The 26357-nt window shown below is 65.9% G+C and carries 22 protein-coding genes and 2 tRNA genes; 16 read left to right on the forward strand and 8 right to left on the reverse strand.

Features of this window, described 5'->3' with window-relative positions:
* Positions 1 to 13 precede the first annotated feature (13 nt).
* The 4 genes from IU514_RS09510 to IU514_RS09525 all read right to left on the reverse strand — a co-directional run bounded on the left by IU514_RS09510 (position 14) and on the right by IU514_RS09525 (position 4031).
* On the reverse strand, positions 14 to 1201 hold the full coding sequence (locus IU514_RS09510) for an HlyD/EmrA/EmrK family protein (RefSeq protein WP_194930884.1): 1188 nt from the start codon (positions 1199 to 1201) through the stop codon (positions 14 to 16).
* Entirely contained in the window at positions 1198 to 2691 is a 1494-nt protein-coding gene (locus IU514_RS09515) for an efflux transporter outer membrane subunit (RefSeq protein WP_194930885.1), read from the reverse strand. The genes IU514_RS09510 and IU514_RS09515 overlap by 4 nt, the downstream gene beginning before the upstream one ends.
* Before the next feature lie 2 nt (positions 2692 to 2693).
* Entirely contained in the window at positions 2694 to 3146 is a 453-nt protein-coding gene (locus IU514_RS09520) for a MarR family winged helix-turn-helix transcriptional regulator (protein WP_194930886.1), read from the reverse strand.
* Positions 3147 to 3239: 93 nt separating this feature from the next.
* A complete protein-coding gene (locus tag IU514_RS09525) occupies positions 3240 to 4031 on the reverse strand; it encodes a cytochrome C assembly family protein (protein WP_194930887.1) in 792 nt (263 codons plus the stop codon).
* Between the two features lie 119 nt (positions 4032 to 4150).
* On the opposite strand from IU514_RS09525, the gene ffh reads away from it, so the two are divergent.
* The 6 genes from ffh (at position 4151) to IU514_RS09555 (ending at position 8870) form a co-directional block, all read left to right on the forward strand.
* Entirely contained in the window at positions 4151 to 5518 is a 1368-nt protein-coding gene (ffh, locus tag IU514_RS09530; RefSeq protein WP_194930888.1) for a signal recognition particle protein, read from the forward strand.
* Between the two features lie 259 nt (positions 5519 to 5777).
* A complete protein-coding gene (rpsP, locus tag IU514_RS09535; RefSeq protein ID WP_194930889.1) occupies positions 5778 to 6035 on the forward strand; it encodes a 30S ribosomal protein S16 in 258 nt (85 codons plus the stop codon).
* A gap of 43 nt (positions 6036 to 6078) precedes the next feature.
* On the forward strand, positions 6079 to 6594 hold the full coding sequence (gene rimM / locus IU514_RS09540) for a ribosome maturation factor RimM (protein WP_194930890.1): 516 nt from the start codon (positions 6079 to 6081) through the stop codon (positions 6592 to 6594).
* A gap of 11 nt (positions 6595 to 6605) precedes the next feature.
* On the forward strand, positions 6606 to 7388 hold the full coding sequence (gene trmD / locus IU514_RS09545; protein ID WP_194930891.1) for a tRNA (guanosine(37)-N1)-methyltransferase TrmD: 783 nt from the start codon (positions 6606 to 6608) through the stop codon (positions 7386 to 7388).
* Between the two features lie 148 nt (positions 7389 to 7536).
* Positions 7537 to 7926, forward strand: a complete 390-nt coding sequence (gene rplS / locus IU514_RS09550; protein ID WP_194930892.1) for a 50S ribosomal protein L19 — start codon at positions 7537 to 7539, stop codon at positions 7924 to 7926.
* Between the two features lie 182 nt (positions 7927 to 8108).
* Positions 8109 to 8870: a Mut7-C RNAse domain-containing protein gene (locus IU514_RS09555; protein ID WP_194930893.1), complete on the forward strand. Its 762-nt coding sequence runs from the start codon at positions 8109 to 8111 to the stop codon at positions 8868 to 8870.
* Here IU514_RS09555 and IU514_RS09560 read toward each other — a convergent pair.
* Positions 8867 to 10348: an MATE family efflux transporter gene (locus tag IU514_RS09560; RefSeq protein ID WP_194930894.1), complete on the reverse strand. Its 1482-nt coding sequence runs from the start codon at positions 10346 to 10348 to the stop codon at positions 8867 to 8869. The genes IU514_RS09555 and IU514_RS09560 overlap by 4 nt on opposite strands.
* A 161-nt stretch (positions 10349 to 10509) precedes the next feature.
* Between IU514_RS09560 and IU514_RS09565 the strand changes: the two genes are divergently transcribed.
* Positions 10510 to 10917, forward strand: a complete 408-nt coding sequence (locus IU514_RS09565) for an RNA-binding S4 domain-containing protein (RefSeq protein WP_324187808.1) — start codon at positions 10510 to 10512, stop codon at positions 10915 to 10917.
* Positions 10918 to 10957: 40 nt separating this feature from the next.
* Here the strand turns inward: IU514_RS09565 and IU514_RS09570 are convergent, their stop codons facing one another.
* The 3 genes from IU514_RS09570 to mutS form a co-directional block, all read right to left on the reverse strand.
* Complete coding sequence (locus IU514_RS09570; protein ID WP_194930896.1) at positions 10958 to 11578, reverse strand: DUF937 domain-containing protein; 621 nt, start codon at positions 11576 to 11578, stop codon at positions 10958 to 10960.
* A gap of 184 nt (positions 11579 to 11762) precedes the next feature.
* Entirely contained in the window at positions 11763 to 13943 is a 2181-nt protein-coding gene (gene katG / locus IU514_RS09575; protein ID WP_194930897.1) for a catalase/peroxidase HPI, read from the reverse strand.
* Positions 13944 to 14319: 376 nt separating this feature from the next.
* Positions 14320 to 16896 (reverse strand): DNA mismatch repair protein MutS, encoded by a 2577-nt coding sequence (gene mutS / locus IU514_RS09580; RefSeq protein WP_228760623.1) that lies wholly within the window; start codon positions 16894 to 16896, stop codon positions 14320 to 14322.
* 274 nt (positions 16897 to 17170) lie between these two features.
* On the opposite strand from mutS, the gene IU514_RS09585 reads away from it, so the two are divergent.
* The 9 genes from IU514_RS09585 (at position 17171) to IU514_RS09625 (ending at position 26285) form a co-directional block, all read left to right on the forward strand.
* Positions 17171 to 19756 (forward strand): TonB-dependent receptor, encoded by a 2586-nt coding sequence (locus IU514_RS09585; RefSeq protein ID WP_228760624.1) that lies wholly within the window; start codon positions 17171 to 17173, stop codon positions 19754 to 19756.
* An 82-nt stretch (positions 19757 to 19838) separates the two neighbouring features.
* Complete coding sequence (locus tag IU514_RS09590; RefSeq protein ID WP_194930898.1) at positions 19839 to 20339, forward strand: CinA family protein; 501 nt, start codon at positions 19839 to 19841, stop codon at positions 20337 to 20339.
* Positions 20340 to 20390: 51 nt separating this feature from the next.
* Positions 20391 to 21038: a transcriptional repressor LexA gene (gene lexA / locus IU514_RS09595; protein WP_194930899.1), complete on the forward strand. Its 648-nt coding sequence runs from the start codon at positions 20391 to 20393 to the stop codon at positions 21036 to 21038.
* Between the two features lie 183 nt (positions 21039 to 21221).
* Positions 21222 to 22259: a recombinase RecA gene (recA, locus tag IU514_RS09600; RefSeq protein ID WP_194930900.1), complete on the forward strand. Its 1038-nt coding sequence runs from the start codon at positions 21222 to 21224 to the stop codon at positions 22257 to 22259.
* 17 nt (positions 22260 to 22276) lie between these two features.
* Positions 22277 to 22789, forward strand: a complete 513-nt coding sequence (recX, locus tag IU514_RS09605; RefSeq protein WP_194930901.1) for a recombination regulator RecX — start codon at positions 22277 to 22279, stop codon at positions 22787 to 22789.
* 163 nt (positions 22790 to 22952) lie between these two features.
* The gene (gene alaS / locus IU514_RS09610; protein WP_194930902.1) at positions 22953 to 25586 is read left to right on the forward strand and encodes an alanine--tRNA ligase; all 2634 of its coding nucleotides are present in this window, start codon (positions 22953 to 22955) and stop codon (positions 25584 to 25586) included.
* A gap of 141 nt (positions 25587 to 25727) precedes the next feature.
* A complete protein-coding gene (csrA, locus tag IU514_RS09615; RefSeq protein WP_194930903.1) occupies positions 25728 to 25928 on the forward strand; it encodes a carbon storage regulator CsrA in 201 nt (66 codons plus the stop codon).
* Positions 25929 to 26007: 79 nt separating this feature from the next.
* Positions 26008 to 26100: transfer RNA gene (locus tag IU514_RS09620), tRNA-Ser, on the forward strand.
* 108 nt (positions 26101 to 26208) lie between these two features.
* Positions 26209 to 26285: transfer RNA gene (locus IU514_RS09625), tRNA-Arg, on the forward strand.
* Positions 26286 to 26357 lie beyond the last annotated feature (72 nt).

The following is a 26357-nucleotide window of genomic DNA, read 5'->3' on the forward strand; positions in this document are numbered from 1 at the left end:
GCGCCTGTCGTGATCAGCTGTGACGGCCGTTGGCCATGTTGCTGCGGATGACGTCCTGGATCAGCGCATCGGCGTCCGCGAGCTGCTTGGCATAGGCGTCGGTGGTCAGCACCGGCTTGCCGGCGGGTGCTTGTGCAAGCACGGCGCCGTTCTGGTCGCGGATGGCGACGTCCACGCTCATGCTCAGGCCCAGGCGCAGCGGATGATCGGCCAGCTGCGTTTCGTCGAGATCGATGCGCACGGGCACGCGCTGCACGATCTTGATCCAGTTGCCGCTGGCGTTCTGCGCCGGCAGCAGTGCGAACGCGCTGCCGGTCCCGAGGCCGAGGCTGTTGAGCGTGCCCCGGTAGGTCACGTCCTTGCCGTAGAGGTCGGCGTGCAGTGTCACCGGCTGGCCGATGCGCATTTTCGCCAGCTGCGTTTCCTTGAAGTTGGCTTCGACCCAGACCTGGTCGAGCGGCACCACCGTCATCATCGTCGTGCCCGGCTGCACGCGCTGTCCGAGCTGCACGGTGCGCTTGGCGACGTAGCCGGTGACGGGCGCGACGATCGCCGAGCGCTGCAGGTTCAGGTAGGCCTGGCGCAGCTGCGCGGCCGCGGCCTGCACCTGCGGCTGGTTGCCGACCTGCGTGGCGTCGACCAACGCCTGGTTGCGGGCGAGATTGCCGCTGGAGGAGCGAAGGCCGGCTTCGAGCACAGCGAGTTCGTTGCGTGCGTGCGCGAGCTCCTCCGCCGACACCGCACCGTCGCTGACCAGCCCTTCGCGGCGCTTGAGGTCGGCGCGAGCGCGCTCGACGCTGGCCGTGCGCGCTGCGAGATCGGCCTGGCCGGAATCGACGGCGCTGTACAGACCGCGCACCTGGCGCACGGTGTTGGCGAGGTTGGCGACGGCCTGCTCGTAGGCAACCTTCGCGTCATTCGGATCGAGCTTCACCAGCACCTGGCCGGCGGTGACCTTCATGCCGTCATCGGCGCCGATGCTGACGACCGTGCCGGTGGTCTGCGGCGAGATGCTGACGACGTTGCCCTGCACATAGGCGTCGTCGGTGTCTTCGTGCCAGCGCGCGACCAGCAGGTACCACGCCGTCCAGGCGAGGCCTGCGATCACGACCACTGCAGCCAGGATCATCAGCGCCTTCTTGCGCTTGCCGTTTGCTTGTGCCGCCGCGGCGGCGCCATTGGGGTTCATTTCAGTGGTCATGGCGTGGGGGCCTTGGCGAGAGCGTTGGAATCGTTCGAGTCGGGAGTGACGAGGACCAGGCCGCCGCCGAGCGCGCGGTCGAGGTCGATGGAGGCGGCCAGGCGCTGTGCGCGAAGCACGGTCAGCTGCCGGTCGAGGTCGAGCAGAGGACGTTGCGCGGCAAGCACGTCGAGCTGCGTGCCCAGGCCGGCCTTGTAGCGCTTGGCGGCGATGTCCCAGGCCTGCTGCGCGGCGTCGCGAGCGCGCGTGGCCGAGACGATCTGCGCGTCGAACGCATGCGCGGACTGCACGGCGTCGGTGACTTCGCGCACGGCGCCCACCAGCGTCTGGTTGTACTGGGCGACGGCGAGGTCGTACTCGGCGTCGCTGCGTGCCAACTGGTTGCGCAGGCGTCCACCGTCGAAGATCGGCAGGCTCAGCGCCGGTCCGCCCTGCAGCAACAGCGCATCGCCGCCGAACAGGTCGCCGACGTTGGTGGCTGCGAGGCCGACCATCGCCGCGAGGTTGAGCGTCGGGTAGAAAGCGGCCTTGCTCGCCTTGATGCCGTGCTGCGCTGATTCGACGCGCCAGCGTGCGGCGACGACGTCGGGGCGATGTCCGAGCAGTTCGCTCGGCAGCACCGAAGGCACCTGCGGCGACGCGGCATTCAACAGCGTCGGGCGGGCGATGTCGCGGCCGCGGTCGGGACCCTTGCCCAGCAGCGCGGCGATCGCGTTCTGCGTGGTTTCGATTTCGTGTTCGCTGGCCTGGATCTGCAGTTCGGCGCTGGCCAAGGCGCTTTCCGCCTGGTGGATCTGCAACTGGTTGTCGAGACCGGCGGCGACGCGCTGGCGGCCGAGTTCCAGCAGCCGAGCGGCGCGTTCGTGGTCGGAGCTTGCGACATCGTGCGCGGCATGCGCCTGCGCGAGCTGCACATAGGCCCGGGCGATGTTCGACGACAGCGTCAGGCGCGTGGCCTGCGCATCGATTTCCGCAGCGCGGGCCTGGCCAACGGCGGCCTGCCAGCGGGCGCGGTCTCCGCCCCACAGGTCGACCGTGTAGTGGAAGCCCACGCGCAACACGCCCACGCCCAGGTAGCTGCCGCCGATGGGTTCGGGCGCGACGGTTTCGGGCAACTGCACGCCCGCGTACTCGGCGGTGCCGTTGAGCGTCGGCTTGCGAGTGGCATCGACGATTCCTGCCTGGGCGACGGCCTGGCGCACGCGCGCATCGGCGGCGTCGAGGGTCGGCGTGCCGGCCAACGCTTCGGAGATCAGCGCATCGAGCTGGGGATCACCGAGCGACGTCCACCAGTCCTGCCTCGGAAACGAGGCATCTGACACCGCGGCATCGGCGAGGCTGCGCTGTGCCTGCAGCGCATCGGCGTCGAGCAGGCGGCCTTCCGGCGCCAGGCCTCGCGAGCTGGCGCAGCCGGCCAGGACGAGCGCAACCGTCAAGGCGGTGAGCACGGGCTTCAGCCCGCGGTGCGGGCGAGGGTGGAGGTGGGCCATGGTCAGGAACCGGTAAAGGAAAGGTTGTCGCGCACGTGTTCGAGCAGGCGCATGAGCTGGTTGCGTTCGTCGTCGCTGAGGCCGGCCATCGCGCGCTCGCGCACGCGCTGACCGCACTGGTTGACGTCCAGCCACATGGCCTGGCCGGCCTCGGTGAGGTGGATATGCAGAGCGCGACGGTCAGCGGGGTCGGCCACGCGCGCGATGAAGCCCCGGGCCTCCAGCTTGTCGAGCAGGCGGGTCATCGCGCCCGGGTTGAGTTCGGCATAGCGCGCCAGATCGGTCACCCCGGCCGGCCCGCTGGAGAGCATCTTCAGGGTGATGTACTGGCTGAAGGTCAGCTCATGGCCGGCCTGGGCCAGCTCGTGCTCCATCCGGCCCCACATGGCGTCGCGGACCTGGCGGAACAGCAGGCCCAGCGTCGAGCCGCTGCAGGAGGGGAAGGGCGCATTCATCGGGCAGATCTTCGTAGCCCGAACAATATTTGTCAATGCAAATATTGTGTCTGCAATAAATCGCCCGATGGGGCAAACTGAACGGCGGGACGATCAGGTGGCTTGGCCGAGGACCAGCTCAAGTACGAACTTGCTGCCGAAGAAGGCAAGGATCAGCAGGCCCATCGCGATCAGGGTCCAGCGCACGGCCACCGCGCCGCGCCAGCCATAGCGCCAGCGGCCGATCAGCAGCCCGCCGAACGCGAGCCAGGACAGCACGCTGAGCACGGTCTTGTGGACCAGATGCTGGGAGAACAGGTTCTCGACGAACAGCACGCCGGTCAGCAGGGTTGCCGTAAGCAGGGCGAAGCCGACCGCGATGGTCCGGAATAGCAGGGTTTCCAGTTCGACCAGCGGAGGCAGCGCGCGCAGCCATGAATGGAACTCGCGTCGCCGCAGGGCGCGCTCCTGCAGCCACAGCATGATCGCCAGCAGGGCGGCGATGGCCAGCGTGGCGTACGCCAGCAGGGCCATCCAGGCATGCAGTTGCAGGCGCCAGTCGAGGGTTTCGGCAATGACATGGCCGTGGTGGTGGTAACCGAACAACACCAGTGCCGCGAGCGGGAAAACCACCACGCCCAGCGCCGCCATCCGGCCGGCGGCGCCGACCAGGCTGGTCAGCGTGGCCATGCCCAGCCCGACCAGAGACAACGCGGCGAAGAAGTGCAGATCCGCGCCGCCCGCCTTGCGCCATGCGACGAGATGCGCGCTGCCATGCAGCACCACCGCGGTCACCGCAGGCAGCAGCCACAGGCGCGAATGCTTGCCATTGCCGCGGCGGACATCGAGGACGAGGAGGGCGGCGGCGATCAGATAGAGAGCGACCGCGATGAGAACGATTGTCATCGCCGGAGTGTCGCACAGCCGCGAGACGAACCGCAGGGCCCGGTTCACAAGCCCGGTTGATGCAGCCGGCGGGCTATACTTCGCGCCCCGTTTTTGCTTTCTCCCCAGGTAGCTTCCGCATGTTCGAGTCCCTGACCCAGCGTCTCTCCGGCACCATCGAGCGCCTGCGCGGCCGCGGCCGGCTGACCGAGGAGAACATCCGTGAGGCGACCCGCGAGGTCCGTATCGCGCTGCTTGAGGCTGACGTCGCGCTGCCGGTCGTGCAGGCGTTGATCGAGCGCATCAAGGTGCGTGCGGTCGGCCAGGAAGTGCTCAAGTCGCTGACTCCGGGCCAGGCGCTGATCAAGGTCGTGCGCGACGAGTTGACCGCGGTCATGGGCTCGCAGGCGTCCGACTTGAACCTCAACGTGCCGGCGCCGGCGGTCATCCTGATGGCCGGCCTGCAAGGCGCGGGCAAGACCACCACGGTCGCCAAGCTCGCCAAGCACCTGAAGGAAAAGCGCAAGAAGAAGGTGATGGTGGTGTCGGCCGACGTCTACCGTCCGGCCGCGATCGAGCAGTTGAAGACGCTCGCGCAGCAGGTCGACGTGCTGTTCTTCCCGTCCAGCGCAGACCAGAAGCCCGAAGCGATCGTCAAGGCGGCCATCGACGATGCGCGCAAGTCCTACGTCGACGTGCTGCTGGTCGACACCGCCGGCCGTACCAGCATCGACGAAGCGATGATGGCCGAGATCAAGGCGCTGCACGCCGCGGTCAATCCGGTCGAGACGCTGTTCGTGGTCGACTCGATGACCGGCCAGGACGCCGCCGTCACCGCCAAGCATTTCGGTGAAGCACTGCCGCTGACCGGCGTGGTGTTGACCAAGACCGACGGCGACGCGCGCGGCGGCGCCGCGCTGAGTGTTCGCTACATCACCCAGCGTCCGATCAAGTTCATCGGTGTCGGCGAGAAGCCCGACGGCCTGGACGTGTTCCATCCGGACCGCATCGCCAGCCGCATCCTCGACATGGGCGACGTGCTGTCGCTGGTCGAGCAGGTCGAGCAGCAGGTCGACAAGGACAAGGCGCAGAAGCTGGCCGAGAAGGTCGCCAAGGGCAAGAAGTTCGACCTGAACGACATGAAGGACCAGCTCGAGCAGATGCAGAACATGGGCGGCCTGCACGGCCTCATGGACAAGCTGCCGGGCATGGGCCAGATCCCGGACTCCGTGAAGAGCCAGGTCACCGGCAAGGAAGTGCCGCGGATGGTGGCCATCATCAATTCGATGACCAGGAAGGAACGCCGCAACCCGACGTTGCTGAACGGCTCGCGTCGCGCCCGCATCGCCAAGGGCGCAGGCCTGACCCCGGCCGACGTCAACAAGCTGATGAAGCAGTATCAGCAGATGGAAAAGATGATGAGCAAGCTGTCCGGCGGCGGCATGAAGGGCCTGATGCGGGGCATGAAGGGCATGATGGGCGCCCGCGGCGGCATGCCGTTCCGGTAAGCCTCACCCCTCTCCCTGGCCGCCTGCGGCGGCCTGTCTCTCTCCCGCAAGGGGAGAGGGGAGCGTCCCGCCAGGAGCTTTTCCCTCCTCCCCTTGCGGGAGAAGGGGGGCGAAGGGCGGAAGTGAGGGCGCGAAACGCGCCGCCTTCCTGAACGCAGCGCCTCGCCAGCGCCGGACTTTCCTCGTCCCGATCAATGGCTTACAATTTCCGGCTTACCTCGCCATTCCGGCGACTGGGCAACACAGGAAACACCGAACCATGGTCAAGATTCGTCTCGCTCGCGGCGGCGCCAAGAAGCGTCCCTTCTACCACGTCATCGTCACCGACAGCCGCAACGCCCGTGACGGCCGCAACATCGAGCGCGTGGGCTTTTACAACCCGGTCGCCCAGGGCGCCGAGAAGCGCGTCGAGCTGAACGTCGAGCGCATCAAGCATTGGGTCGGCAACGGCGCGCAGCTGACCGACAAGGTCGCCGTGCTGTACAAGGAAGCGGCCAAGGCCGCGACCGCAGCCTGATCTGCAGGCCGCGCGTCTTCCACGGCGCGCGGCCGCTTTTCGTATGAAAGACACCGGGCGTCGCATCCTGTTGGGCAGGGTGGCTGGCGCCTTTGGCATTCGTGGCGAATGCAAGCTCGAGTCGTGGACCGAGCCACGTAGCGCGATCTTCCGCTACCAGCCCTGGATCCTGCGCGATGCGCAAGGCAATGAGCGCGAGATCACCGGCGTCCGCGGCAAGGAAAGCGGAAAGCACGTCGTGGCGACATTTCCCGACGTCGCCGATCGCGACGCGATCGAAGCGATGCGTGGTACCGAGATTTACGTTCCGCGTTCGGCGCTGCCGCCTCCGCGCGAAGGCGAATACTACTGGGTCGACCTGGAAGGCTTGAAGGTCGTCACCGTCGACGGCGTTTCCTTCGGCACCGTTTCGCACATATTCGCCACTGGCGCCAACGACGTGCTCGTGGCTCGCGACGACGAGCGTGAGCGCATGATTCCGTTCGTGCAGCCGCAGTTCGTGAAGTCGGTCGATTTCGAGGCCGGCGTGGTCACGGTCGACTGGGATCCGGATTTCTAGCGATAGCCGGCATGCGCATCGACGTCATCAGCCTGTTCCCGGAGTTCATCGCCCAGTGCGCCGCGTTCGGCGTGGTCGGGCGCGCGGGTGAGCGCGGCCTGCTGTCGATGCAAGGCTGGAACCCGCGCGACTACGCCGAGGGTAACTATCGCCGCGTCGACGATCGACCTTTCGGCGGCGGCCCCGGCATGGTCATGCTGATCGACCCGCTGCGTGCCTGCCTGCGTGCCGCGCGTGAGGCCGATCCGGCTCCGGCCAGGGTCGTCTACCTCAGCCCGCAGGGCGCACCGCTCACCCAGGCCAAGGTCCGCGAGCTAGCCGGGCGCGAGCGCCTGATCCTGCTGTGCGGCCGCTATGAAGGCATCGACGAGCGCCTGATCCAGGCCGAAGTCGACGAGGAACTGTCGATCGGCGACTACGTGCTGTCCGGTGGTGAGCTGGCGGCAGCGGTCGTGGTGGATGCCGTCGCCCGCCTGCGCGAAGGGGTGCTGGGGGATGCCGAGTCGGCCGTCCAGGACAGCTTCGAGGACGGACTGCTGGATTGCCCGCATTACACCCGGCCGGTCGAGCACGAGCTGGGCGCCGTCCCGCCGGTGCTGATGTCCGGGAACCACGCCGAAATCGCCCGCTGGCGGCGCAAGCAGGCGCTGGGCCGGACCTGGTTGAGGCGTCCGGACCTGATCGATGAGGCCGCCCTGTCGAAGGCCGATCGCAAGCTCCTGGACGCTTTCCGGGCTGAACTGAACGGGGTAGGGGATGCCGCCCCGGCCCAGGACGTGGCAAAAAACGCGTAAGCGCCAGTCGCACAAGGGAAAAATACCGCTATAATGCGCGGCTTGGTTTCACCCTGCGGTACCCATTAGCTCCGCCATGCCAGACGCGGGTCCACGTGCACTCGCGCTACAACGACACCAACAGGCAAGTCTTCAAACAGGTCCCACCATGAACAAGCCCTCGCTCCATACGCTGCTGCAGAACTTCGAAGCCGAGCAGATCCAGCGCCAGCTGCCCGCTTTCGGCCAAGGCGACACCGTCGTCGTCAACGTCAAGGTCAAGGAAGGCAACCGTGAGCGCGTCCAGGCCTATGAAGGCGTGGTCATCGCGATCAAGAACGCCGGCCTGAACTCGTCGTTCACCGTCCGCAAGATCTCGCACGGCTACGGCGTCGAGCGCGTGTTCCAGACCCATAGCGCGACGATCGACTCGGTCGACGTCAAGCGCCGCGGTAAGGTCCGCTCGGGCAAGCTGTACTACCTGCGTGGCCTGGAAGGCAAGAAGGCCCGCATCAAGGAAGACCTGGCTGCTTACGCGAAGGCCAAGGCCGCGCAGTAAGTTCCACCTCGCGCGAGTCTCTCGCAGCGACATCTCCAACGGCCGCCTCAGGGCGGCCGTTGGCGTTTCTGAAGCCGCGCTTTTCGACAACGTTTTCGACGACGGGTTTCGACACCAGACATCACGTGCACAGGCGTAAGCTGCCGGGGCGGCGATCATCGCTGCGCCACACGGAGTCCACCGTGGCGAACGGCTCGCGCCACTGCGAGTTCCGCTTCTACGAGGAGTTGGGCACCTTCCTGCCACCCGCGTGCAGGAAGCAGGCCTTCATCCACGTCTTCGATGGCACTCCCACGGTCAAGGACCGGATCGAGTCGCTGGGCGTTCCGCACACCGAAGTCGACCTGATCCTGGTCGATGGCGAGCCGGTAGGGTTCTCGCACAAGCTGCATGGCGGCGAGCGTGTGTCGGTGTACCCCATGTTCGAATGTTTCGAGCTGGGCGATGCGTGCCGTCTGCGTCCACATCCGTTGCGCGAGCCCCGGTTCGTGCTCGATGTGCATCTCGGGCGTCTGGCGGCTTACCTGCGCCTGCTCGGGTTCGACAGCCTCTACCGCAACGACTACGAAGACGACCAGTTGTTGTGGGTCTCCCGCGCGGAGCATCGCATCCTGCTCAGTCGCGACACCGGATTGCTCAAGCGCGCAGCATTGACCCACGGTGCCTTCCTGCATGCGACCGATCCGCGCCGCCAGGTTCGCGAAGTCATGGATCGGTTCCAACTGGACGCATTGGTCGCGCCATTCACGCGGTGCGCGCGCTGCAACGGGCCGGTTGCGCCGGTCCACGAAGCCGAGCAGGAAAGCGTAGCAGCGAGCATCGGTTTCGTTCCCGCGGCTGGCGGCAGGTTCAGCCGCTGCGGCGATTGTGGGCAGTTGTACTGGCCAGGCAGCCACCTGGTCCGCCTGCGCAAGCGCCTGGCTGAAGTCGGCGTGTCCATCTAGCGGGAGGTCGCGCCCGCTGCCGGCTCATCATTCGTTTCCACGTCGGGATCGGCGACGGGGGAGGGCGGAGTCGCTGGCACCTCGGCTGGCGTGGCGACCTCGTGCGGATCAACGCGCAGCATGCGCGCACGGCGCCAACCGCCCCATCGGTAGTACGCGATGGCCAAAGCCATCGAGCACAGCGAACTGATCGGGAAGCTCCACCAGATTGCGTCAGCCCCCCAGGCCGGCTGCAGCAGTTCTGCGAAAGGAACGCGCACGCCCCACAGCGCCAGCGCCAGGATCACCAATGGCGGGACGACCGCGCCGGTAGAGCGCACCACGCCGGATACGACGAACGTCGCCCCGAAGAACAGGAACGACCACACCGCGATGTGGTTGAGGTGGCGTGCGATCTCCAGCGCATCACTGCCCTGCGGCAGGAACAGCGACAGGGTCCATTGATCCAGCACGATCAGCGGCACGATCAACGCACCGGTCAGCGCGAAGTTGATCAGGACACCGGCACGCGCGGTCGCCGCCACGCGATCCCAGCGGTTCGCGCCGACATTCTGCGCAGCCATCGACGAGCAGGCCGCGCCGATGGCCATGGCCGGCATCTGCACGTAGGTCCACAGCTGCATCGCGGCGCCGTACGCCGCCGAGGTGTCGGTACCGTGCCGGTTGACCATCGTCATCATCGCGATCATCGCCAGGGAGATGACGACCATCTGCATTCCCATGGGAATGCCCTTGACGATGAGCGCGCGCAGTATGGCGCCGTTGATCTTGAGCAGGTGGATGTCCTGCCTGCCCAACCAGAGCGGATGGCGCTTTCGGCGCAGGTACACCAGCAGTGCGCCAAGCGTCAGCCCTTGCGACAACAGGGTCGACCAGGCCGCACCGGCGATGCCGAGCTTCGGAAAGGGGCCGATACCGAAGATCAGAAGGGGGTTGAACGCGATGTCGAGCACCACCGCCACCAGCAGAAACCGGAAAGGCGTTCGGGAGTCGCCCGCGCCGCGTAGTGCCGCCGACAGGAAGGCGAATGCATACAGCACCGGCATCGCCAGGAAGATCACCTTGAGGTAATCCTCGGCCAGATGCAGTGATGCCAGCGGAGTGCCCATGGCATCGAGCAGGTGCCGGGACATCCACCAGCCCAATCCCGCGATGACCGCTGCCAATCCCATGAAGAACGTGGCACTGGTTCCCATCACCTGTCGGGCGCGGCCGACATCGCGCGCGCCGATGGCCTGTGCGATCAGGATCGTCGCGGCCATGCCGATGCCGAACACCGAGCCGAGCAGGAAGAACATGATGTTGTTGGCGTTGGCAACCGCCGTCAGCGCTTCCTCGCCGAGGAAGCGTCCCACCCACACCGCGTTCACCGAACCGTTCAGCGATTGCGCGATGTTGCCCGCGAGGATGGGCAGCGAGAAGGCCAGCAGGTTGCGGCCAATCGATCCTTCGGTGAGGTTGTGAGGGGTGGGCGGCATCGGAACTCGCAGTGGCTCGTGGGCGCGGGGAGCGCGCAAGCTAGCATCGCCGCTCGGGAAAATCCGCCCCGCCTTACGGCAGGCGCCGATAGGCTCGTGGTCTGAGATAATGCGCAAGCAGGATGGCAATCAGTAGGAACCCGGAGATCCCGGAAGTTGCTGTGACCGAACAACAGAATCCGACACCGTCGGTGCGCCTAGATCTGTGGTTGTGGGCCGCCAGATTCTTCAAGACGCGCGCCCTGGCCAAGCAGGCTGTCGAAACCGGTAAGGTCGAGGCGGGCGGTCAACGTGCCAAGGCCTCGCGTGCGGTGCGCGTCGGCGACGCGCTGCGAGTGGCGCGGGGCGAGGAGATCTTCGAGATCGCCGTGACTGCGCTCAGCGATGTGCGCGGACCGGCCAGCGTTGCGCAGACCCTGTATGACGAAAGCGAGGCCTCGAAGCAGGCTCGGGCGGAAGTGCGTGCGCGGCGCGCCGCGGAACGCACGGGTTATCAGGCGCCGGTGACCAAACCCGACAAGCGGGCGCGCCGCCTGATCCGTGCGCTCGGGGACATCGACGCTACGTGATCGTGATCGTGGGCGCAGGTGCGAGCCTGCGCCACGAGGTTCAACGCGGGCCGCCGAGGAATGAGCCAGCCAGGCCCATCAGATCGGTGAAGTCGGTATCGCCGTCGCCATCGCGATCGAGCACGGCACCCAGCAGGCCGCCGCCCAGGCCGCCCTGCTGGGTAATCGACTGATGCTCCTCGCCCAGCATCTGCCCCAGCCCTTGCGGCGATGCGCCGAGCTGGTTCGCCGCTGTGGCTCCACCTTGCGAGAACATGCGCTGTGCCAGGAAGCTGAGCACGATGGGCGCCAAGACCTTCAGCAAGGTACCTGCCTGATCACCGCCGAGCCCGGTAGCCGCGCCGAGTCCCTGCGCCGCGCCCTGCTGACGTGCGCCGAAGATGTGTCCGAGGATCTGCTGCCCCTGACCACCGCCGCCGAGCACCGAGCCCAGCACGCTGCCGATGTCGAGACTGGAGTGATCGCGCTGCAGCGCTCCGAACAGGGCCTCGGCCCCTTGCGGCTGGCTCGCATTGCGGCCAAGCGCACCCAGCAGCAGCGGAAGTGCAGCTGAGACGGCGCCCGAGGCCTGCGACGGCGACAACCCGAGCTGGTTGCCGATATCGGCGAGGGGTTGGCCCTGCAACTGATTGAGCAGGTCGTCGGTCAGTGAGGCGCTCATGGCAGCCAGTCCTTGGGTGGGGGAAGACCGATGCTAGCGCCAATGAGTTCAGCGGGGGTGATGGTGCAGCGCCTTCGGCGTGCACTGTGATTTCCCGGTGTTGTCACAGTTATCTGGCCTTTGGGTTGGCATGAAAAAAGCCCGGCGATTGCTCGCCGGGCTGCATGCACATGCATCGTTGCTCTCAACTCCTGAGGTCGAAGCGATCCAGGTTCATCACCTTGTTCCAGGCCGCCACGAAGTCTCTGGCGAACTTTTCCTGTGCATCGGCACTTCCATACACTTCGGCCAGGGCGCGAAGCTGGGAGTTCGAGCCGAAGATGAGATCGACACGGCTGCCGGTCCACTTGAGTTGACCGTTCTTGCGGTCGCGCGCTTCGAACACGGCTTCGTCGCCGGTCTTCGCCTTCCACTCCGTGCACATGTCGAGCAGGTTGACGAAGAAGTCGTTGGTCAGTGCTTCCTCGCGTTCAGTGAAAACGCCAAGCCGGGTCTGTCCGACGTTGCCACCAAGAACGCGCAGGCCGCCGACCAGCACCGTCATCTCCGGCGCGGTCAGGGTCAGCAGTTGCGCCTTGTCGACCAGCAGGGTTTCGGACGGAATGCTGAACTTGTCCTTGAGGTAATTGCGGAAGCCGTCCGCGAGCGGTTCGAGCGGTGCGAAGGATGCGACATCCGTTTGCTCCTGCGAGGCGTCCGTGCGACCAGGAGAGAAGGGGACATTGACCGGGTGGCCGGCATTTCTCGCCGCTTGTTCGACACCGGCGGCGCCGCCCAGGACGATCAGGTCCGCAAGCGAGACTTTCTTCCCGCCCGGCGCTCCGTCGTTGAATTCCTTCTGTATGCCTTCGAGCGTCTTGAGCACGCCGGCAAGTTGCTTGGGCTCGTTGACCGGCCAGTCCTTCTGCGGTGCCAGGCGGATGCGGGCACCGTTAGCGCCACCGCGCTTGTCGGAGCCGCGGAACGTGGATGCCGAAGCCCAGGCGGTCGATACCAGCTGGGAAACCGACAGGCCCGACGCAAGGATCTTCGCCTTCAGCGCGGTGATGTCCTTCTCATCGATCAATGGATGATCGACGGCCGGAACGGGGTCCTGCCAGATGAGCTGCTCAGCTGGCACTTCGGGGCCGAGATAGCGCGCACGCGGGCCCATGTCGCGATGGGTGAGCTTGAACCAGGCGCGTGCGAACGCATCCGCGAACTGATCCGGGTTCTCCAGGAAGCGCCTGGAGATCTTCTCGTAGGCCGGATCGAAGCGAAGCGAGAGATCGGTGGTCAGCATGCCGGGGGCACGCCGCTTGCTCGGGTCGTGCGCTTCCGGGACCGTGTTCGCGCCACCGCCGTTCTTGGGCTGCCACTGGTGCGCGCCGCCGGGACTCTTCGTCAGTTCCCATTCGTAGCCGAACAGGTTCCAGAAGAAGTTGTTGCTCCACTTGGTCGGCGAACTGGTCCATGTGACCTCGAGGCCGCTGGTGATCGCATCGCCGGCAGCGCCGGTGCCGTGCGTGCTGTGCCAGCCGAGCCCCTGTGCGACGATGTCGTCGCCTTCCGGCGCGACACCCACGTTCTTGGGATCACCGGCGCCGTGGGTCTTGCCGAACGTATGGCCGCCGGCGATCAGTGCGACGGTCTCCTCGTCGTTCATCGCCATGCGCGCAAACGTCTCGCGGATGTCGCGCGCGGCCGCGATCGGATCCGGATTGCCATTGGGACCTTCAGGATTGACGTAGATCAGACCCATCTGCACGGCGCCGAAAGGATTGGCCAGTTCGCGATCGCCGGAATAGCGTTCGTCGCCCAGCCACTTGGCCTCCAGGCCCCAGTTGACGTCGTGATCCGGTTCCCATGTGTCCTCGCGACCACCGGCGAAACCGAATGTCTTGAAGCCCATCGACTCCAGCGCGACGTTGCCGGCGAGGATCATCAGGTCGGCCCAGGAAATCTTGCGGCCGTACTTCTTCTTGATCGGCCACAGCAGTCGTCGCGCCTTGTCCAGGCTGACGTTGTCCGGCCAACTGTTGAGCGGCGCGAAGCGTTGCTGTCCGCGGCCACCGCCGCCACGGCCATCGCCGATGCGATAGGTGCCGGCGCTGTGCCAGGCCATGCGGATGAAAAGCGGGCCGTAGTGACCGAAGTCGGCGGGCCACCAATCCTGCGAGTCGGTCATCAACGCCGTTAGGTCCTGCTTCAGGGCCTTCAGGTCGAGGCTTTTGAACTCCTTGGCGTAGTCGAACTCCTCGCCCATGGGATTCGACTTCGACGAATGCTGGGCAAGCAGATCCAGTTGCAGTTGTTCCGGCCACCAGTCGCGATTGGACCTGCCGCTGCCAGCGTGATGGAACGGGCACTTCGCTTCGAGATTCATGGGTTCTCTCCTTTGTCGTTTGCGCCCGACTGCGGCGGCTGGAAGTCCGTGTACGTATGAACGCGTTTTCCTGCGAATGGCGCTGCCCCGCTGCGTCCGCTTTCGCCGGGCCGCAGCCATGTTCTTGTTGTTGGTGTCGACGACGGGTGCAGCGCGACCGACGCAGGTTCACTGCGCGACCGCGGGCTCCCCGGTTCGGGAGCCCTGGACCCACATTAGTCAGAGTCAATCGACAGTTGAAATCGAATAATTTGAATAATTCGATATGCGCTGGCTATGAATATTCACGCGGACATAACGACCGAAGGCCGTGGGCCCTTGGCGACGCTGGTGGACTGGATGTGCCCGGCACGAGACCGGGCCATCCGCGCCAACGTCAGGACAGCGCTTTCAGGCGGTAAAGCGCCTCGAGTGCCTGCTTGGGCGTGAGGTCGTCAGGATCGATCGATGCGAGCGCGTCGAGTGCGGCGGACGAGGGTGCGAACAGGCCGAACTGCTGCGGCGCGTCCAGCGCTGCAGGCGCCAGCGAAGGCATCGGCGCATCGCGGCTCTGCTGTTCGAGCTCCGCCAGCCGTCCACGCGCCTGCTGCACCACGGCTTTTGGCAGGCCGGCCAGCGCCGCCACCTGCAGGCCAAAGCTGCGATCGGCGGGCCCGTCCTTGACCGCATGCATGAAGACCAACTGGTCGCCGTGCTCGACCGCGTCGAGGTGCACGTTGGCGATGCCGCTGCCGGGTTCGGCCAGGGTGGTCAGTTCGAAGTAGTGCGTGGCGAACAACGTGTACGCGCGATTGTGGTGCGCCAGGTGGCGTGCACACGCTTCGGCCAAGGCCAGGCCATCGTAGGTCGAAGTGCCGCGGCCGATCTCGTCCATCAGCACCAGCGACTGCGACGTGGCGTGGTGGAGGATGTAACTGGTTTCGCTCATCTCGACCATGAAGGTCGACTGGCCACGGGCAAGATCGTCGCCGGCGCCGATGCGCGTCAGGATGCGGTCGATCGGGCCGATCACGGCTCGCGAAGCCGGCACGAAACTGCCGATATGTGCCAGCAGCACGATCAGTGCGTTCTGGCGCATGTAGGTCGATTTACCGCCCATGTTCGGACCGGTGATGACCAGCATGCGGCGGTCGCCGTGCAGGATCAGGTCGTTGGGCTCGAACGGATCGGTGCGCACCGCTTCGACGACAGGGTGACGGCCGCGCTCGATGCGCAGGCCCGCATCGTCGGACAGGTCCGGTTGCGCCCAATCCAGCGATTGCGCCCGCTCCGCGAAGCAGGCCAGCACGTCCAGTTCGGCCAGCGCGGAGGCGCAGCGCTTGAGCGGCTCCAGGCGTTCGTTGAGCGCGTCGAGCAACTGCTCGTAGAGGAAACGCTCGCGGCCGAGAGAGCGTTCCCTGGCCGACAGCACCTTGTCCTCGAACTGCTTCAGCTCCTCGGTGATGTAACGCTCGGCGCCGGTCAGCGTCTGCCGGCGGGTGTAATGCGTCGGCGCCTTGTCGCTCTGGCCCTTGCTGATTTCGATGTAGTAACCGTGCACGCGGTTGTAGCCGACCTTGAGCGTCGGAATGCCGCTGCTGGCGCGTTCGCGCGCTTCCAGGTCGATCAGGAACTGGTCGGCATGGGTCGACAGCGTGCGCAGTTCGTCCAGCTCGGCGTCATAGCCTTCGGCGAAGATGCCGCCGTCGCGTGCCAGCACCGGCGGCTGAGGGACGATCGCAGACTTAAGCAGGTGCGCATGCTCGTCATGCTCACCGAGTTCGGCGCAGAGTTCGGCCAGGCGGGGCGAGTCGACAGGTGCCAGCAGGCCGCGCACATCCGGCAGCAGGCCGAGACCGTCGCGCAGCGTCGACAAATCGCGTGGGCGCGCGCTGCGAAGCGCGATGCGAGAGAGGATGCGCTCCAGGTCGCCCAGAGCGCGGAACGACTCGCGCACACCGTCCCCGGTGCGGGATTCGACCAGCGCGGCCACCGCCTGCTGCCGCATCCGCAGCGGGATGCGTTCCCGAAGCGGGCGATGCAGCCAGCGGCGGAGCAGGCGCCCGCCCATTGGCGTCACCGTCGAATCGAGCACGCCAAGCAGCGTGTGGCGGTTGTCGCCATCGATGCGCGTGTCGAGTTCGAGATGGCGGCGCGTGGCCGCGTTCATCGCGATCGCGCCATCGCCGGATTCGACCGCGATCGACGTCAGGTGCGGCAAACGCTGCTTCTGGGTTTCCTCGACGTAGCCGAGCAGGGCGGCGGCGGCGGCCACCGACAACGGCTTGTCTTCCAGGCCGAAGCCCGACAGGTCATGGAGGTTGAAGAAGCGCAGCAGCTGGCGGCGGCCGCTGTCGGCGTCGAACAGCCATGGCGCCCGGCGCCGCAGGCCGGTGCGCTCGCCGAGGAATGCCGGCCAGCCGTCCTCATCAGCGATCAGTGTTTCTGCCGGTTCCAGGCGCGCGAGCTCGGCTTCCAGCGCGTCCTCATTGGCGACCTCGTTGACCAGGAAGCGGCCACCGGCGAGGTCGGCCCAGGCCAGGCCGAAGCCGGATTTCCCCCGGGCCACGGCCAGCAGCAGGGTGTCGCGGCGCTCGTTGAGCAGGGCCTCGTCGGTGACGGTGCCCGGCGTGACGATGCGCACCACCTTGCGCTCGACGATGCCCTTGGCCAGGGCCGGGTCGCCGATCTGCTCGCAGATCGCGACCGACTCGCCGAGTGCCACCAGCCGGGCCAGGTAGCCTTCGGCGGAGTGATGCGGCACGCCGGCCATCGGAATCGGCTGGCCGCCCGACTGGCCGCGCTGGGTCAGGGTGATGTCGAGCAGCCGCGCGGCTTTGCGCGCATCGTCGTAGAACAGCTCGTAAAAGTCGCCCATCCGGAAGAACAGCAGCACGTCCGGATGCTCCGCCTTGGCGGCGAAGAACTGCTTCATCAGGGGGGTGTGCTCGGGCGGCCGGTCGGCTGGACTCATGGAATCTGCAGGCAATTCAGGCAAAGGGGTGGCCAAGTCGGCCACGAAAGGCCGCCTAGGCTATCAGCCAAGGACTCTGGCGTGATCCCCGGCCGCCTTGGAACAGGCCGGATGTTGCGCTGCGGCGTGTTGGCCGGCCCCCGGCGTGTTTAATTTCCTCTTAACGTTCGCTGCCGTACGCCCGATCTTGGGCGCGAGGTGTTGGGGAGCACAGGCGACGTCAGCCGCGACGAGGGGCGCGGTCCATAAATCACATAAATAGAAAGGGGGAGCGATGCGTTCGATTACGTCGGCCGTGCCTGTCGGAACCCGGAAGCTGCTGGCGCTGGCCATCTCGGCCGCGTTCGCGTCGATGCCGGTGCTTGCGGCATCCGCCCAGGAACCCGCCGGGCAGAAAAAGGAAGAGAAAGAGGCGACCACGCTCGCCGCGCTCACCGTTACCGCGCAGAAACGCGAGGAGGCCCTGCAGGAGGTGCCGATCGCGATCACCGCGCTGCCCGAACAACTGCTGCAGGACACAGGCGTGCGCGACGTCAAGGACCTGCAGGTGCTGGTTCCCGGCCTCACCGTCACCAGCACCCAGAGCGAGGCGCAGACCGTCGCGCGTATCCGCGGCATCGGTACCGTCGGCGACAACGCAGGCCTGGAATCCTCGGTCGGCATTCTGATCGATGGCGTGTACCGTCCCCGCAACGGCGTCGGCTTCGGCGACCTCGGCGAGATCGAGCGCATCGAAGTGCTGAAAGGTCCACAAGGCACGGTGTTCGGCAAGAACACTTCCGCCGGCGTCATCAACGTCATCACCAAGCGTCCGCACTACAACACCACGGTCGAGGGCGAGCTGACCGTCGGCAACTACAACGCGCTGGGCGTGTCCGGCTCGCTCAACACGCCGATTGGCGACAACGCCGCATTCCGCATCTACGGCGCCAAGCGCAAGCGAGATGGCTATACCGACGTGCGCACCGGCGCGGGTCCGCGCACGGAGACCGAGGACGGCGACCAGAACTTCCACACGCTGCGCGGCCAGTTGCTGTTCGAACCGACCGACACACTCGACATCAACCTCATCGCGGACTTCACCAGCCGCGAGGAGAACTGCTGCGTCGGCGTCACCACCGTGCGCGGCGCGACGGCCAACATCATCGACGCACTCGCGCCGGACGAGGGCGTGGTGCGCGTGGCCGACCCGTTCGCACGCGTCGCCTACAGCAACCGCAGCACCGAGCAGGACATCAAGGACAAGGGCGTCGCTGCCGAGGTCAACTGGATCACGCCCTGGTTCGACGGCGCCACGCTGACCTCGATCACCGCATGGCGCGACTGGGGTTCGATCAATGGGCTGGACTTCGACTTCAGCAGTGCCGACCTGCTGTATCGCGATGCAAAGGAGAACGAGTCGTTCACCGGCTTCAAGACTTTCAGCCAGGAGTTCCGGCTGACCGGCTCCAGTGACAGCTTCGACTGGATGTTCGGCGCGTTCTATTCCGACGAGGACCTCGACCGCAACGAAACGTACCGCATCGGCAATGCCTACGAGCCGTACCTGTCGGTGGCGCTGCTGTCGATGATCAACCCGGCGCTGGGGCAGAGCCCGACTGCGCCGCTGTTCCTGTCGCAGGCCACCGGGCGGCCGTTCGGCACGGTGTTCGCCGGCTTCGGCGCCAATGACGTCTATCGCCAGAACGCCAAGAGCGCGGCACTGTTCACCAACAACACCTGGCATGCGACCGACGCGCTCGACGTCACGCTGGGCCTGCGCTACACGACCGAAGACAAGAAGCTCGATTCGACCTACAGCAACCCCAACGGCAGCCCAGGCTGCTCGGCCATGCTGGGCCCAGGCGGACAGGCGCGAGTGGCGCAGGCGCTGCTGGCGCGGGGTGTGCCGGCAGCGGCACTGCCGCAGGTGATTCCGCAGGTCATCGGTTTCTCGTGCCTGCCCTGGGCGAACCCGCTGCACAACGGACGCGCGACCCATCAGGAGAGCGAAGAGAAGGAGTGGTCGGGCACGCTCAAGGCGGCCTACCAGTTCAACGAGCACGTGATGGGCTACGTGTCGGGCGCGCGCGGCTACAAGGCCGGCGGCTTCAACCTCGACCGCGTGCAGTCCAATACGGGCCTGTCCAGCGGTGGCTCGGGCATCCTGCCGGTGAACGACACTTCGTTCCCGGGCGAGTTCGTCGACAGCTACGAGCTCGGCGCCAAGACCACCTGGGCCGACGGCAACCTGCTCGCGAATGCCACGTTGTTCCACCAGGAATACGAAGACTTCCAGCTCAACAGCTTCCTCGGCACCAGCTTCGTGGTTCGCTCGATTCCTGAAGTCGTGTCCAAGGGCATCGACACCGAACTGCTGTGGCAGGCGACCGACGGCCTGATGCTGCAGGGCGGCGTGACCTATGCCGACACGCGTTACGGCGACAACATCCCGGGCGGCGATTTCGTCGCGCCAACCGGTGCGCTGTACAAGCTGCCGGGAAATCGCGTCAGCTTCGCGCCTTACTGGTCTGCAGCGGGCTCGGCCACCTACGAGATGGATATCGGCAACAGCCTTGTTGCGCGCTTCAACCTGGGCGCCAAGTACATGTCCGACTACAACACCGGCTCAGACCTCGATGTCGAGAAGGTGCAGGACAGCTTCACGGTGTGGAATGCGAGAGTCGGTTTCGGCGCACGCAACAAGCGCTGGATGGTGGAGCTGTGGGGGCTGAACCTCACCGACGAGGAATACGTGCAGGTCGGCTTCGACGCGCCGCTGCAGAATGTCTCTCCCGCGCCGAACAACCCGTTCAATTCGTTCAATGCATTCCTCGGTGCCCCGCGCACCTACGGCATGACACTTCGGGTGATGTACTGATCGGTTGCCCGGAGGTCCTCCATCCGTGGAGGGCCTCCTGGCGCCGTAAGCGCCACCACGGCTTGCCGTTATAGTGGGCGGCATGAAAACCGACGTTGCCGACGACTCCCTTCGCCGCCTTGCCGAACAGGTGGGCGAAGCCGCACGCATCAACCGCCATACCCTGGTCACCGCGGAAAGCTGCACCGGCGGTTGGATCGCGAAGATGCTGACCGACATTCCGGGCTCCTCGGGCTGGTTCGAGTGCGGCCTGGCGGCCTACAGCTACGAGGCCAAGCAGGCCTTGCTCGGCGTGCGGCCGCAGACCCTGGAACAGCACGGTGCGGTGAGCCGCGAGACGGTGATCGAGATGGTGTCCGGCGCATTGGTCCATTCCGGAGCCACGCTTGCGGTCGCAGTGACCGGCATCGCCGGGCCCACCGGCGGCACCGAGGACAAACCGGTCGGCACCGTCTGGATTGCATGGAAGCGCCGTGGCGGTTATCCCACGGCCGTGACCTTCCATTTCGATGGCGATCGCGATTCGGTCCGGCGCCAGAGCGTCGCCGCCGCCCTGCATGGCCTGGCCGAGCTGATGACCTGATCGGCGGGCGGGGTTGACGCCCGCGAAAATCCATTAGTAGTATTGCTACTAATGGACATCACCGACACCCAGCGCGCCATCCTCGCCCTGATCGCCGAGCGGATCGATGCTGAGGGCGTGCCGCCCTCGCAGACCGAGATCGCCCGCGCCATGGGCTTCAGCAGCGTTCGTGCGGCCCAGTATCACCTCGAGGCCCTCGAGCAGGCAGGCGCGATCCAGCGCATGCCGGGTCGCGCCCGCGGCATCCGCGTGTGCGTCCCCCCGGAGCAGATTGCATCTGCGACGGTCGCTGCGGAGGCGCCGGCATCGGATGACGCCCTGCGCCTGCCGGTGCTGGGGCAGGTGGCCGCCGGGCGGCCGATCGGCGCCGATATCGGTTCGGACAACGTCGTGCTGCTGGATCGCGTGTTCTTCTCGCCGACGCCGGACTACCTGCTCAAGGTCAAGGGCGACTCGATGCGCGACGAGGGGATCTTCGACGGCGACCTGATCGGCGTGCACCGCACGCGCGACGCACGCTCGGGGCAGATCGTGGTGGCGCGCATCGATGACGAGATCACAGTGAAGCTGCTGAAGATAGGCAGGGACCGGATCCGCCTGCTGCCACGCAACCCGGATTACGCGCCCATCGAGGTCGAGCCCGGCCAGGACTTCGCCATCGAGGGGCTGTACTGCGGACTGGTCAGGCCGAACCGGTGATCTCCCATGGAGGTTTCCGCAACCAGGACTGCGGCGCTTTCCGACCTCCCGATCCTCGATCCCCTGCCTACATCGCTTTCTCCACACCACTAATTTCTGCAACGGGCTCCGGTGTCTCAACTCGTGCGACCAGTGCCCGCTAGATTGCCCTCCAACAAGCAACCGACCTCCAAGGAATCCACGATGGACGAGAACAAGAAGCGCGCCCTTTCGGCCGCACTGGGCCAGATCGAAAAGCAGTTCGGCAAGGGCTCGGTGATGCGTATGGGCGACCGCGTGGCCGAGCCGGCCGAGGTCATTGGCACCGGCTCGCTGATGCTCGACATCGCCCTCGGCATCGGTGGTCTGCCCAAGGGCCGCGTAGTCGAGATCTACGGACCGGAGTCCTCCGGCAAGACCACGCTGACGCTGCAAGCCATCGCGCAGTGCCAGAAGCTCGGCGGTACGGCGGCTTTCGTTGACGCCGAGCATGCGCTCGATCCGACCTATGCCGCCAAACTCGGCGTCAACGTCGACGACCTGCTGGTCAGCCAGCCCGACACCGGCGAGCAGGCGCTGGAAATTGCCGACATGCTGGTGCGCTCGGGCGCGGTCGACATGGTGGTGATCGACTCGGTCGCGGCACTGACGCCGAAGGCCGAGATCGAAGGCGAGATGGGTGACCAGCTTCCGGGTCTGCAGGCCCGCCTGATGAGCCAGGCGCTGCGCAAGCTGACCGGCAACATCAAGCGCAGCAACTGCATGGTGATCTTCATCAACCAGCTGCGCATGAAGATCGGCGTGATGATGCCGGGCCAGAGTCCGGAAACCACCACCGGCGGCAACGCGCTGAAGTTCTATGCCTCGGTGCGCCTGGACATCCGCCGCATCGGCTCGATCAAGAAGGGCGACGAGATCATCGGCAACCAGACTCGTATCAAGGTGGTCAAGAACAAGCTGGCGCCTCCGTTCAAGCAGGTTGTCACCGAGATCCTCTACGGCGAAGGCATTTCGCGCGAAGGCGAGCTGATCGACATGGGCGTCGATGCCAAGCTGGTCGAGAAGTCCGGCGCCTGGTACAGCGCCTATGACGAGCGCATCGGGCAGGGCAAGGAAAACGCCCGCCAGTACCTCAAGGACAACCCGGAAGTGGCGGCGCGCCTGGAAGCTGCCCTGCGCGAGAAGTTCGTGCCGGCCGAGGCCAGCCGCGACGAAGGCGCAGGTGAGGGTCAGGACGACTGATCTGCCGGAGGTTCCGGATGCACGATGATCACGCGGATGGCGGAGAGGGCGAAGGCGGGCGCAGCCCCGCCAAGCGCAAGCGCGTCCGCGAACAGAGCCCGACGCAGCGCGCGCTCGGGCTGCTGGTCAGGCGCGAACATTCGCGCAAGGAACTGACCCGCAAGCTCTCCGCCCGGGGCCTGGAGTCCAATGAAGTGGCCGCCGCGGTCGACCGACTGGCCAGGGAGGGCTGGCAGGATGACGCCCGGTTCGCTGAAGGGCTGGTCCGCAGCCGGGCTAACAGTGGCTACGGACCCATCCGCATCCGGGCTGAACTCGCCACGCATGGGCTCGATCGCGAGCTGATCGCCCGTGCGATGGACAGCCATGAGGGCGACTGGGGGCAGATCGCGCAGGACCTGGTCCGACGCCGTTTCGGCGCATCCATGGATGACCTTGCAGCGCGGCGCAAGGCTGCCGATTTCCTTCTCCGCCGCGGCTTCGACTCGTCCACCATCCGCAGCGCCACACGGTTCGACCCTGACGATTGAGCCCTGATGGGCGGGCCTGCCCGCATCTGCGCACGCGGCCGTGGCTCCTGATACCCTAGCGGGCTTTCGGGTTTTGGGTTGCCTGCTCCAGTCTTGCCCCCATTCTGGGGGGTACCGGCCGGTCTGAGCGTCCGCTCCCGGTCCACCGAACCTGCGCGCAGCAATGAAGACCACTACCGAAATCCGCAGCGATTTCCTCGAATTCTTCCGTGGCAAAGGCCACACCATCGTGCCGTCCGCGCCCCTGGTGCCGGCGAACGACCCGACGTTGCTGTTCACCAACTCGGGCATGGTCCAGTTCAAGAACGTGTTCCTGGGCAGCGAGAAGCTCGGCTTCGTCCGAGCGGCCGACGTGCAGCGCTGCCTGCGGGCAGGCGGCAAGCACAACGACCTCGACCAGGTCGGCTACACCGCCCGTCATCACACCTTCTTCGAGATGCTGGGCAACTGGTCGTTCGGCGACTACTTCAAGGAAGACGCCATCGCCTGGGCTTGGGAACTGCTGACCAAGGTCTGGAAGCTGCCGGCCGAGCGCCTGCTCGTCACGGTCTATCACACCGATGACGAAGCGTTCGCAATCTGGAACCAGAAGATGGGTCTGCCGGCCGAGCGCATCGTTCGCATCGGCGACAACAAGGGCGCGCCGTTCGCCTCCGACAATTTCTGGCAGATGGCCGACACCGGCCCGTGTGGTCCCTGCACCGAGATCTTCTACGACCATGGCGCCCACATCGCCGGTGGCCCGCCGGGCTCGCCTGACGAGGACGGCGACCGCTTCATCGAGATCTGGAACCTGGTGTTCATGCAGTTCGATCGCCAGCCCGACGGCACGCTGTTGCCGCTGCCGGCTCCGTGCGTGGATACCGGCATGGGGCTGGAGCGTCTCGCTGCCGTCCTGCAGGGCGTGCACGGCAATTACGAGATCGACCTGTTCCGCCACCTGATCGGCAAGGCTGCCGAGTACACCGGCACCGCCGACCTGGGCAACAAGTCGCTCCGCGTCATCGCCGATCACATCCGCGCCTGCGCGTTCCTGATCGTCGACGGCGTGTTGCCGTCCAACGAGGGGCGTGGCTACGTGTTGCGCCGGATCATCCGTCGCGCACTGCGCCATGGCTGGATGCTCGGTCAGAAGGGGCCGTTCTTCCATCGCATGGTTGCGCCGCTGGTCGAGGTGATGGGCGATGCTTATCCGGAACTGACGGCCAAGCGCGATTTCGTCGAACGCGCACTGCTGGCCGAAGAAGAACGCTTCGCCGAGACGCTCGATGCTGGCATGCGAATCTTCGACGAGGTGGCCGCACGTTCGAAGGGCGTTATTCCTGGTGTCGATGCGTTCCGGCTCTACGATACCTATGGGTTCCCGGTGGACCTGACCGCCGACATCGCGCGCGAGCGCGGCCTGTCGGTGGATATGGAAGGCTTCGATGCCGCCATGGAACAACAGCGCGAGACCGCGCGCGCCGCGGGCAAGTTCGGCAACGCTGCGACGATGCCGGCTGAGTTGGCCGCCCAGCTCGCGCCGACCCAGTTCCTCGGTTACGAGCAGCTGAGTGCGGATGGCCTGGAAGTGCTGGCCCTGCTCAAGGACGGCCGTCCGGTCGAGCAGGTGACGGCAGGCGAAGAAGTCGTCGTGATCCTGGATCGCACACCGTTCTATGCCGAAAGCGGCGGCCAGGTCGGCGACACCGGCGAGTTCGAAGCCGGCGCGGCGCGCTTCGCTGTGCGCGACACGCAGAAGTTCGCCGGGCAGTTCCATGGCCACGTGGGCGCGCTCGCGTCGGGCACCCTCAAGCGCGGCGATCGCCTCCGTGCCACGGTCGACGCGTCTCGCCGGGCCGCCACGGTATTGAATCACTCGGCAACGCACCTGCTGCACGCCGCGCTGCGTGGCGTTCTCGGCGATCACGTGACACAGAAGGGCTCGCTGGTCGCGCCCGACCGGCTGCGCTTCGACTTCGCCCATTTCGCCCCGCTCACGGGCAGCGAGCTGGCGGAGATCGAACGTCGCGTCAACGCCGAGATCCGTGGCAACTCCGAAGCCGAAGTGCACCACATGGGCATGCAGGAGGCGCTGGATTTCGGTGCGATGGCTCTGTTCGGCGAGAAGTACGGCGACCACGTGCGCGTGCTGCGCATGGGCGAAACCTCGACCGAGTTGTGCGGCGGTACCCACGTGTCCCGGACCGGCGACATCGGCCTGTTCAAGGTGGTGTCAGAAGGTGGTGTGTCGGCTGGCGTCCGCCGCATCGAGGCGTTGACCGGGCAGGGCGCCCTGGATTTCGTCTCTGACGAGGAGCGCAGACTCGGCGATGCGGCCCGCCTGCTCGGCGGTAATGTGTCGGATGTCACTGATAAGCTAAAGGCTCTGCTGGACCGCCAGAAGCGGCTCGAGCGGGAGCTGGAGGGCCTCAAGGCCAAGGCGGCTTCGGGCGCCACGGCCGATCTGGCCTCCGCCGCGACCGATGTCGGTGGCATCAAGGTCGTGGCGACGCGGCTGGAAGGGTTCGATGCCAAGGCGTTGCGCGAGGCGGTGGACCGCCTGAAGCAGCAGCTCGGAGATGCCGTGATCCTGTTGGCCGGGGCCAGTGATGGCAAGGCCGCTCTTGTCGCCGGAGTGAATGGTGCGGCCACCGGCAAGATCAAGGCGGGTGAACTCATCGCCGAGGTTGCGGGTCGAATCAATGGAAAGGGAGGCGGCCGTGCGGATATGGCCCAGGGTGGAGGCGACGATGGCCCCGCACTGGCACAGGCTCTGTCCGAGGTAGCCGCCTGGGTAGGTAGCAGGCTGACCTGAACGATGAACGGTGCGTGCCCTCGCTTGTGACCGGAAACGGCCGCTCGCTATGATGGTTTAACGTACATAGGAAATTGGAAGCGTCCTGGTCATGCGGGGCGCCAGAGCCGGCAAACGATTTGCCGGCAGAGGAGAATCACCATGTTGATCCTGACGCGTCGCGTCGGCGAAACCCTGATGATCGGCGACTCGGTGACGGTTACCGTGCTCGGCGTGAAGGGTAATCAGGTGCGTATCGGCATCACCGCACCGAAGGATGTTGCGGTTCATCGCGAAGAAATCTATCAGCGCATCCAGCGCGGCGAAGAGCCGTCCGAAGATTCTGGCAAGAGCGCCGGCTAATAAACCGCGGCTGACAAAAAGTTTGCCGTGCGGGTGCCGAGCCGTTATGCTTTGCGCCCGCAAGACGTCGTAGTCCCGCGGAGACTTGCCCGAGAGGCCGAAGGGGCTCCCCTGCTAAGGGAGTATGGGGTCAAAAGCTCCATCGAGGGTTCGAATCCCTCAGTCTCCGCCAGTTCTTCAACGCCTTGCGGTGTTGGTCATTCGGTCCGCGATCGGATGACAGAAAGATCCGGAAAATGTTTGACGAATCGGTAACGAGCAGTCATAATTTTCCGACTGAGCGCCCGTAGCTCAGCTGGATAGAGCACCAGGCTACGAACTTGGTGGTCGGGAGTTCGAATCTCTCCGGGCGCGCCACTACAAATGCACAAAGGCCAGTGAAGCAATTCACTGGCCTTTGTGTTTTTTGCGCCGATTTTGCGAGCAGGT

The organism is Lysobacter niastensis (genome assembly GCF_015453285.1).
GTDB lineage: Bacteria > Pseudomonadota > Gammaproteobacteria > Xanthomonadales > Xanthomonadaceae > Lysobacter_J > Lysobacter_J niastensis.

Excerpts from the sequence above, each read along its gene's own strand:
- IU514_RS09510 (WP_194930884.1), bottom strand. The coding sequence starts at position 1,201 with ATGACCACTGAAATGAACCCCAATGGCGCCGCCGCGGCGGCACAAGCA.
- IU514_RS09515 (WP_194930885.1), bottom strand. The coding sequence starts at position 2,691 with ATGGCCCACCTCCACCCTCGCCCGCACCGCGGGCTGAAGCCCGTGCTC.
- IU514_RS09520 (WP_194930886.1), bottom strand. The coding sequence starts at position 3,146 with ATGAATGCGCCCTTCCCCTCCTGCAGCGGCTCGACGCTGGGCCTGCTG.
- IU514_RS09525 (WP_194930887.1), bottom strand. The coding sequence starts at position 4,031 with ATGACAATCGTTCTCATCGCGGTCGCTCTCTATCTGATCGCCGCCGCC.
- ffh (WP_194930888.1), top strand. The coding sequence starts at position 4,151 with ATGTTCGAGTCCCTGACCCAGCGTCTCTCCGGCACCATCGAGCGCCTG.
- rpsP (WP_194930889.1), top strand. The coding sequence starts at position 5,778 with ATGGTCAAGATTCGTCTCGCTCGCGGCGGCGCCAAGAAGCGTCCCTTC.
- rimM (WP_194930890.1), top strand. The coding sequence starts at position 6,079 with ATGAAAGACACCGGGCGTCGCATCCTGTTGGGCAGGGTGGCTGGCGCC.
- trmD (WP_194930891.1), top strand. The coding sequence starts at position 6,606 with ATGCGCATCGACGTCATCAGCCTGTTCCCGGAGTTCATCGCCCAGTGC.
- rplS (WP_194930892.1), top strand. The coding sequence starts at position 7,537 with ATGAACAAGCCCTCGCTCCATACGCTGCTGCAGAACTTCGAAGCCGAG.
- IU514_RS09560 (WP_194930894.1), bottom strand. The coding sequence starts at position 10,348 with ATGCCGCCCACCCCTCACAACCTCACCGAAGGATCGATTGGCCGCAAC.
- IU514_RS09570 (WP_194930896.1), bottom strand. The coding sequence starts at position 11,578 with ATGAGCGCCTCACTGACCGACGACCTGCTCAATCAGTTGCAGGGCCAA.
- katG (WP_194930897.1), bottom strand. The coding sequence starts at position 13,943 with ATGAATCTCGAAGCGAAGTGCCCGTTCCATCACGCTGGCAGCGGCAGG.
- mutS (WP_228760623.1), bottom strand. The coding sequence starts at position 16,896 with ATGAGTCCAGCCGACCGGCCGCCCGAGCACACCCCCCTGATGAAGCAG.
- IU514_RS09585 (WP_228760624.1), top strand. The coding sequence starts at position 17,171 with ATGCGTTCGATTACGTCGGCCGTGCCTGTCGGAACCCGGAAGCTGCTG.
- IU514_RS09590 (WP_194930898.1), top strand. The coding sequence starts at position 19,839 with ATGAAAACCGACGTTGCCGACGACTCCCTTCGCCGCCTTGCCGAACAG.
- lexA (WP_194930899.1), top strand. The coding sequence starts at position 20,391 with ATGGACATCACCGACACCCAGCGCGCCATCCTCGCCCTGATCGCCGAG.
- recA (WP_194930900.1), top strand. The coding sequence starts at position 21,222 with ATGGACGAGAACAAGAAGCGCGCCCTTTCGGCCGCACTGGGCCAGATC.
- recX (WP_194930901.1), top strand. The coding sequence starts at position 22,277 with ATGCACGATGATCACGCGGATGGCGGAGAGGGCGAAGGCGGGCGCAGC.
- alaS (WP_194930902.1), top strand. The coding sequence starts at position 22,953 with ATGAAGACCACTACCGAAATCCGCAGCGATTTCCTCGAATTCTTCCGT.
- csrA (WP_194930903.1), top strand. The coding sequence starts at position 25,728 with ATGTTGATCCTGACGCGTCGCGTCGGCGAAACCCTGATGATCGGCGAC.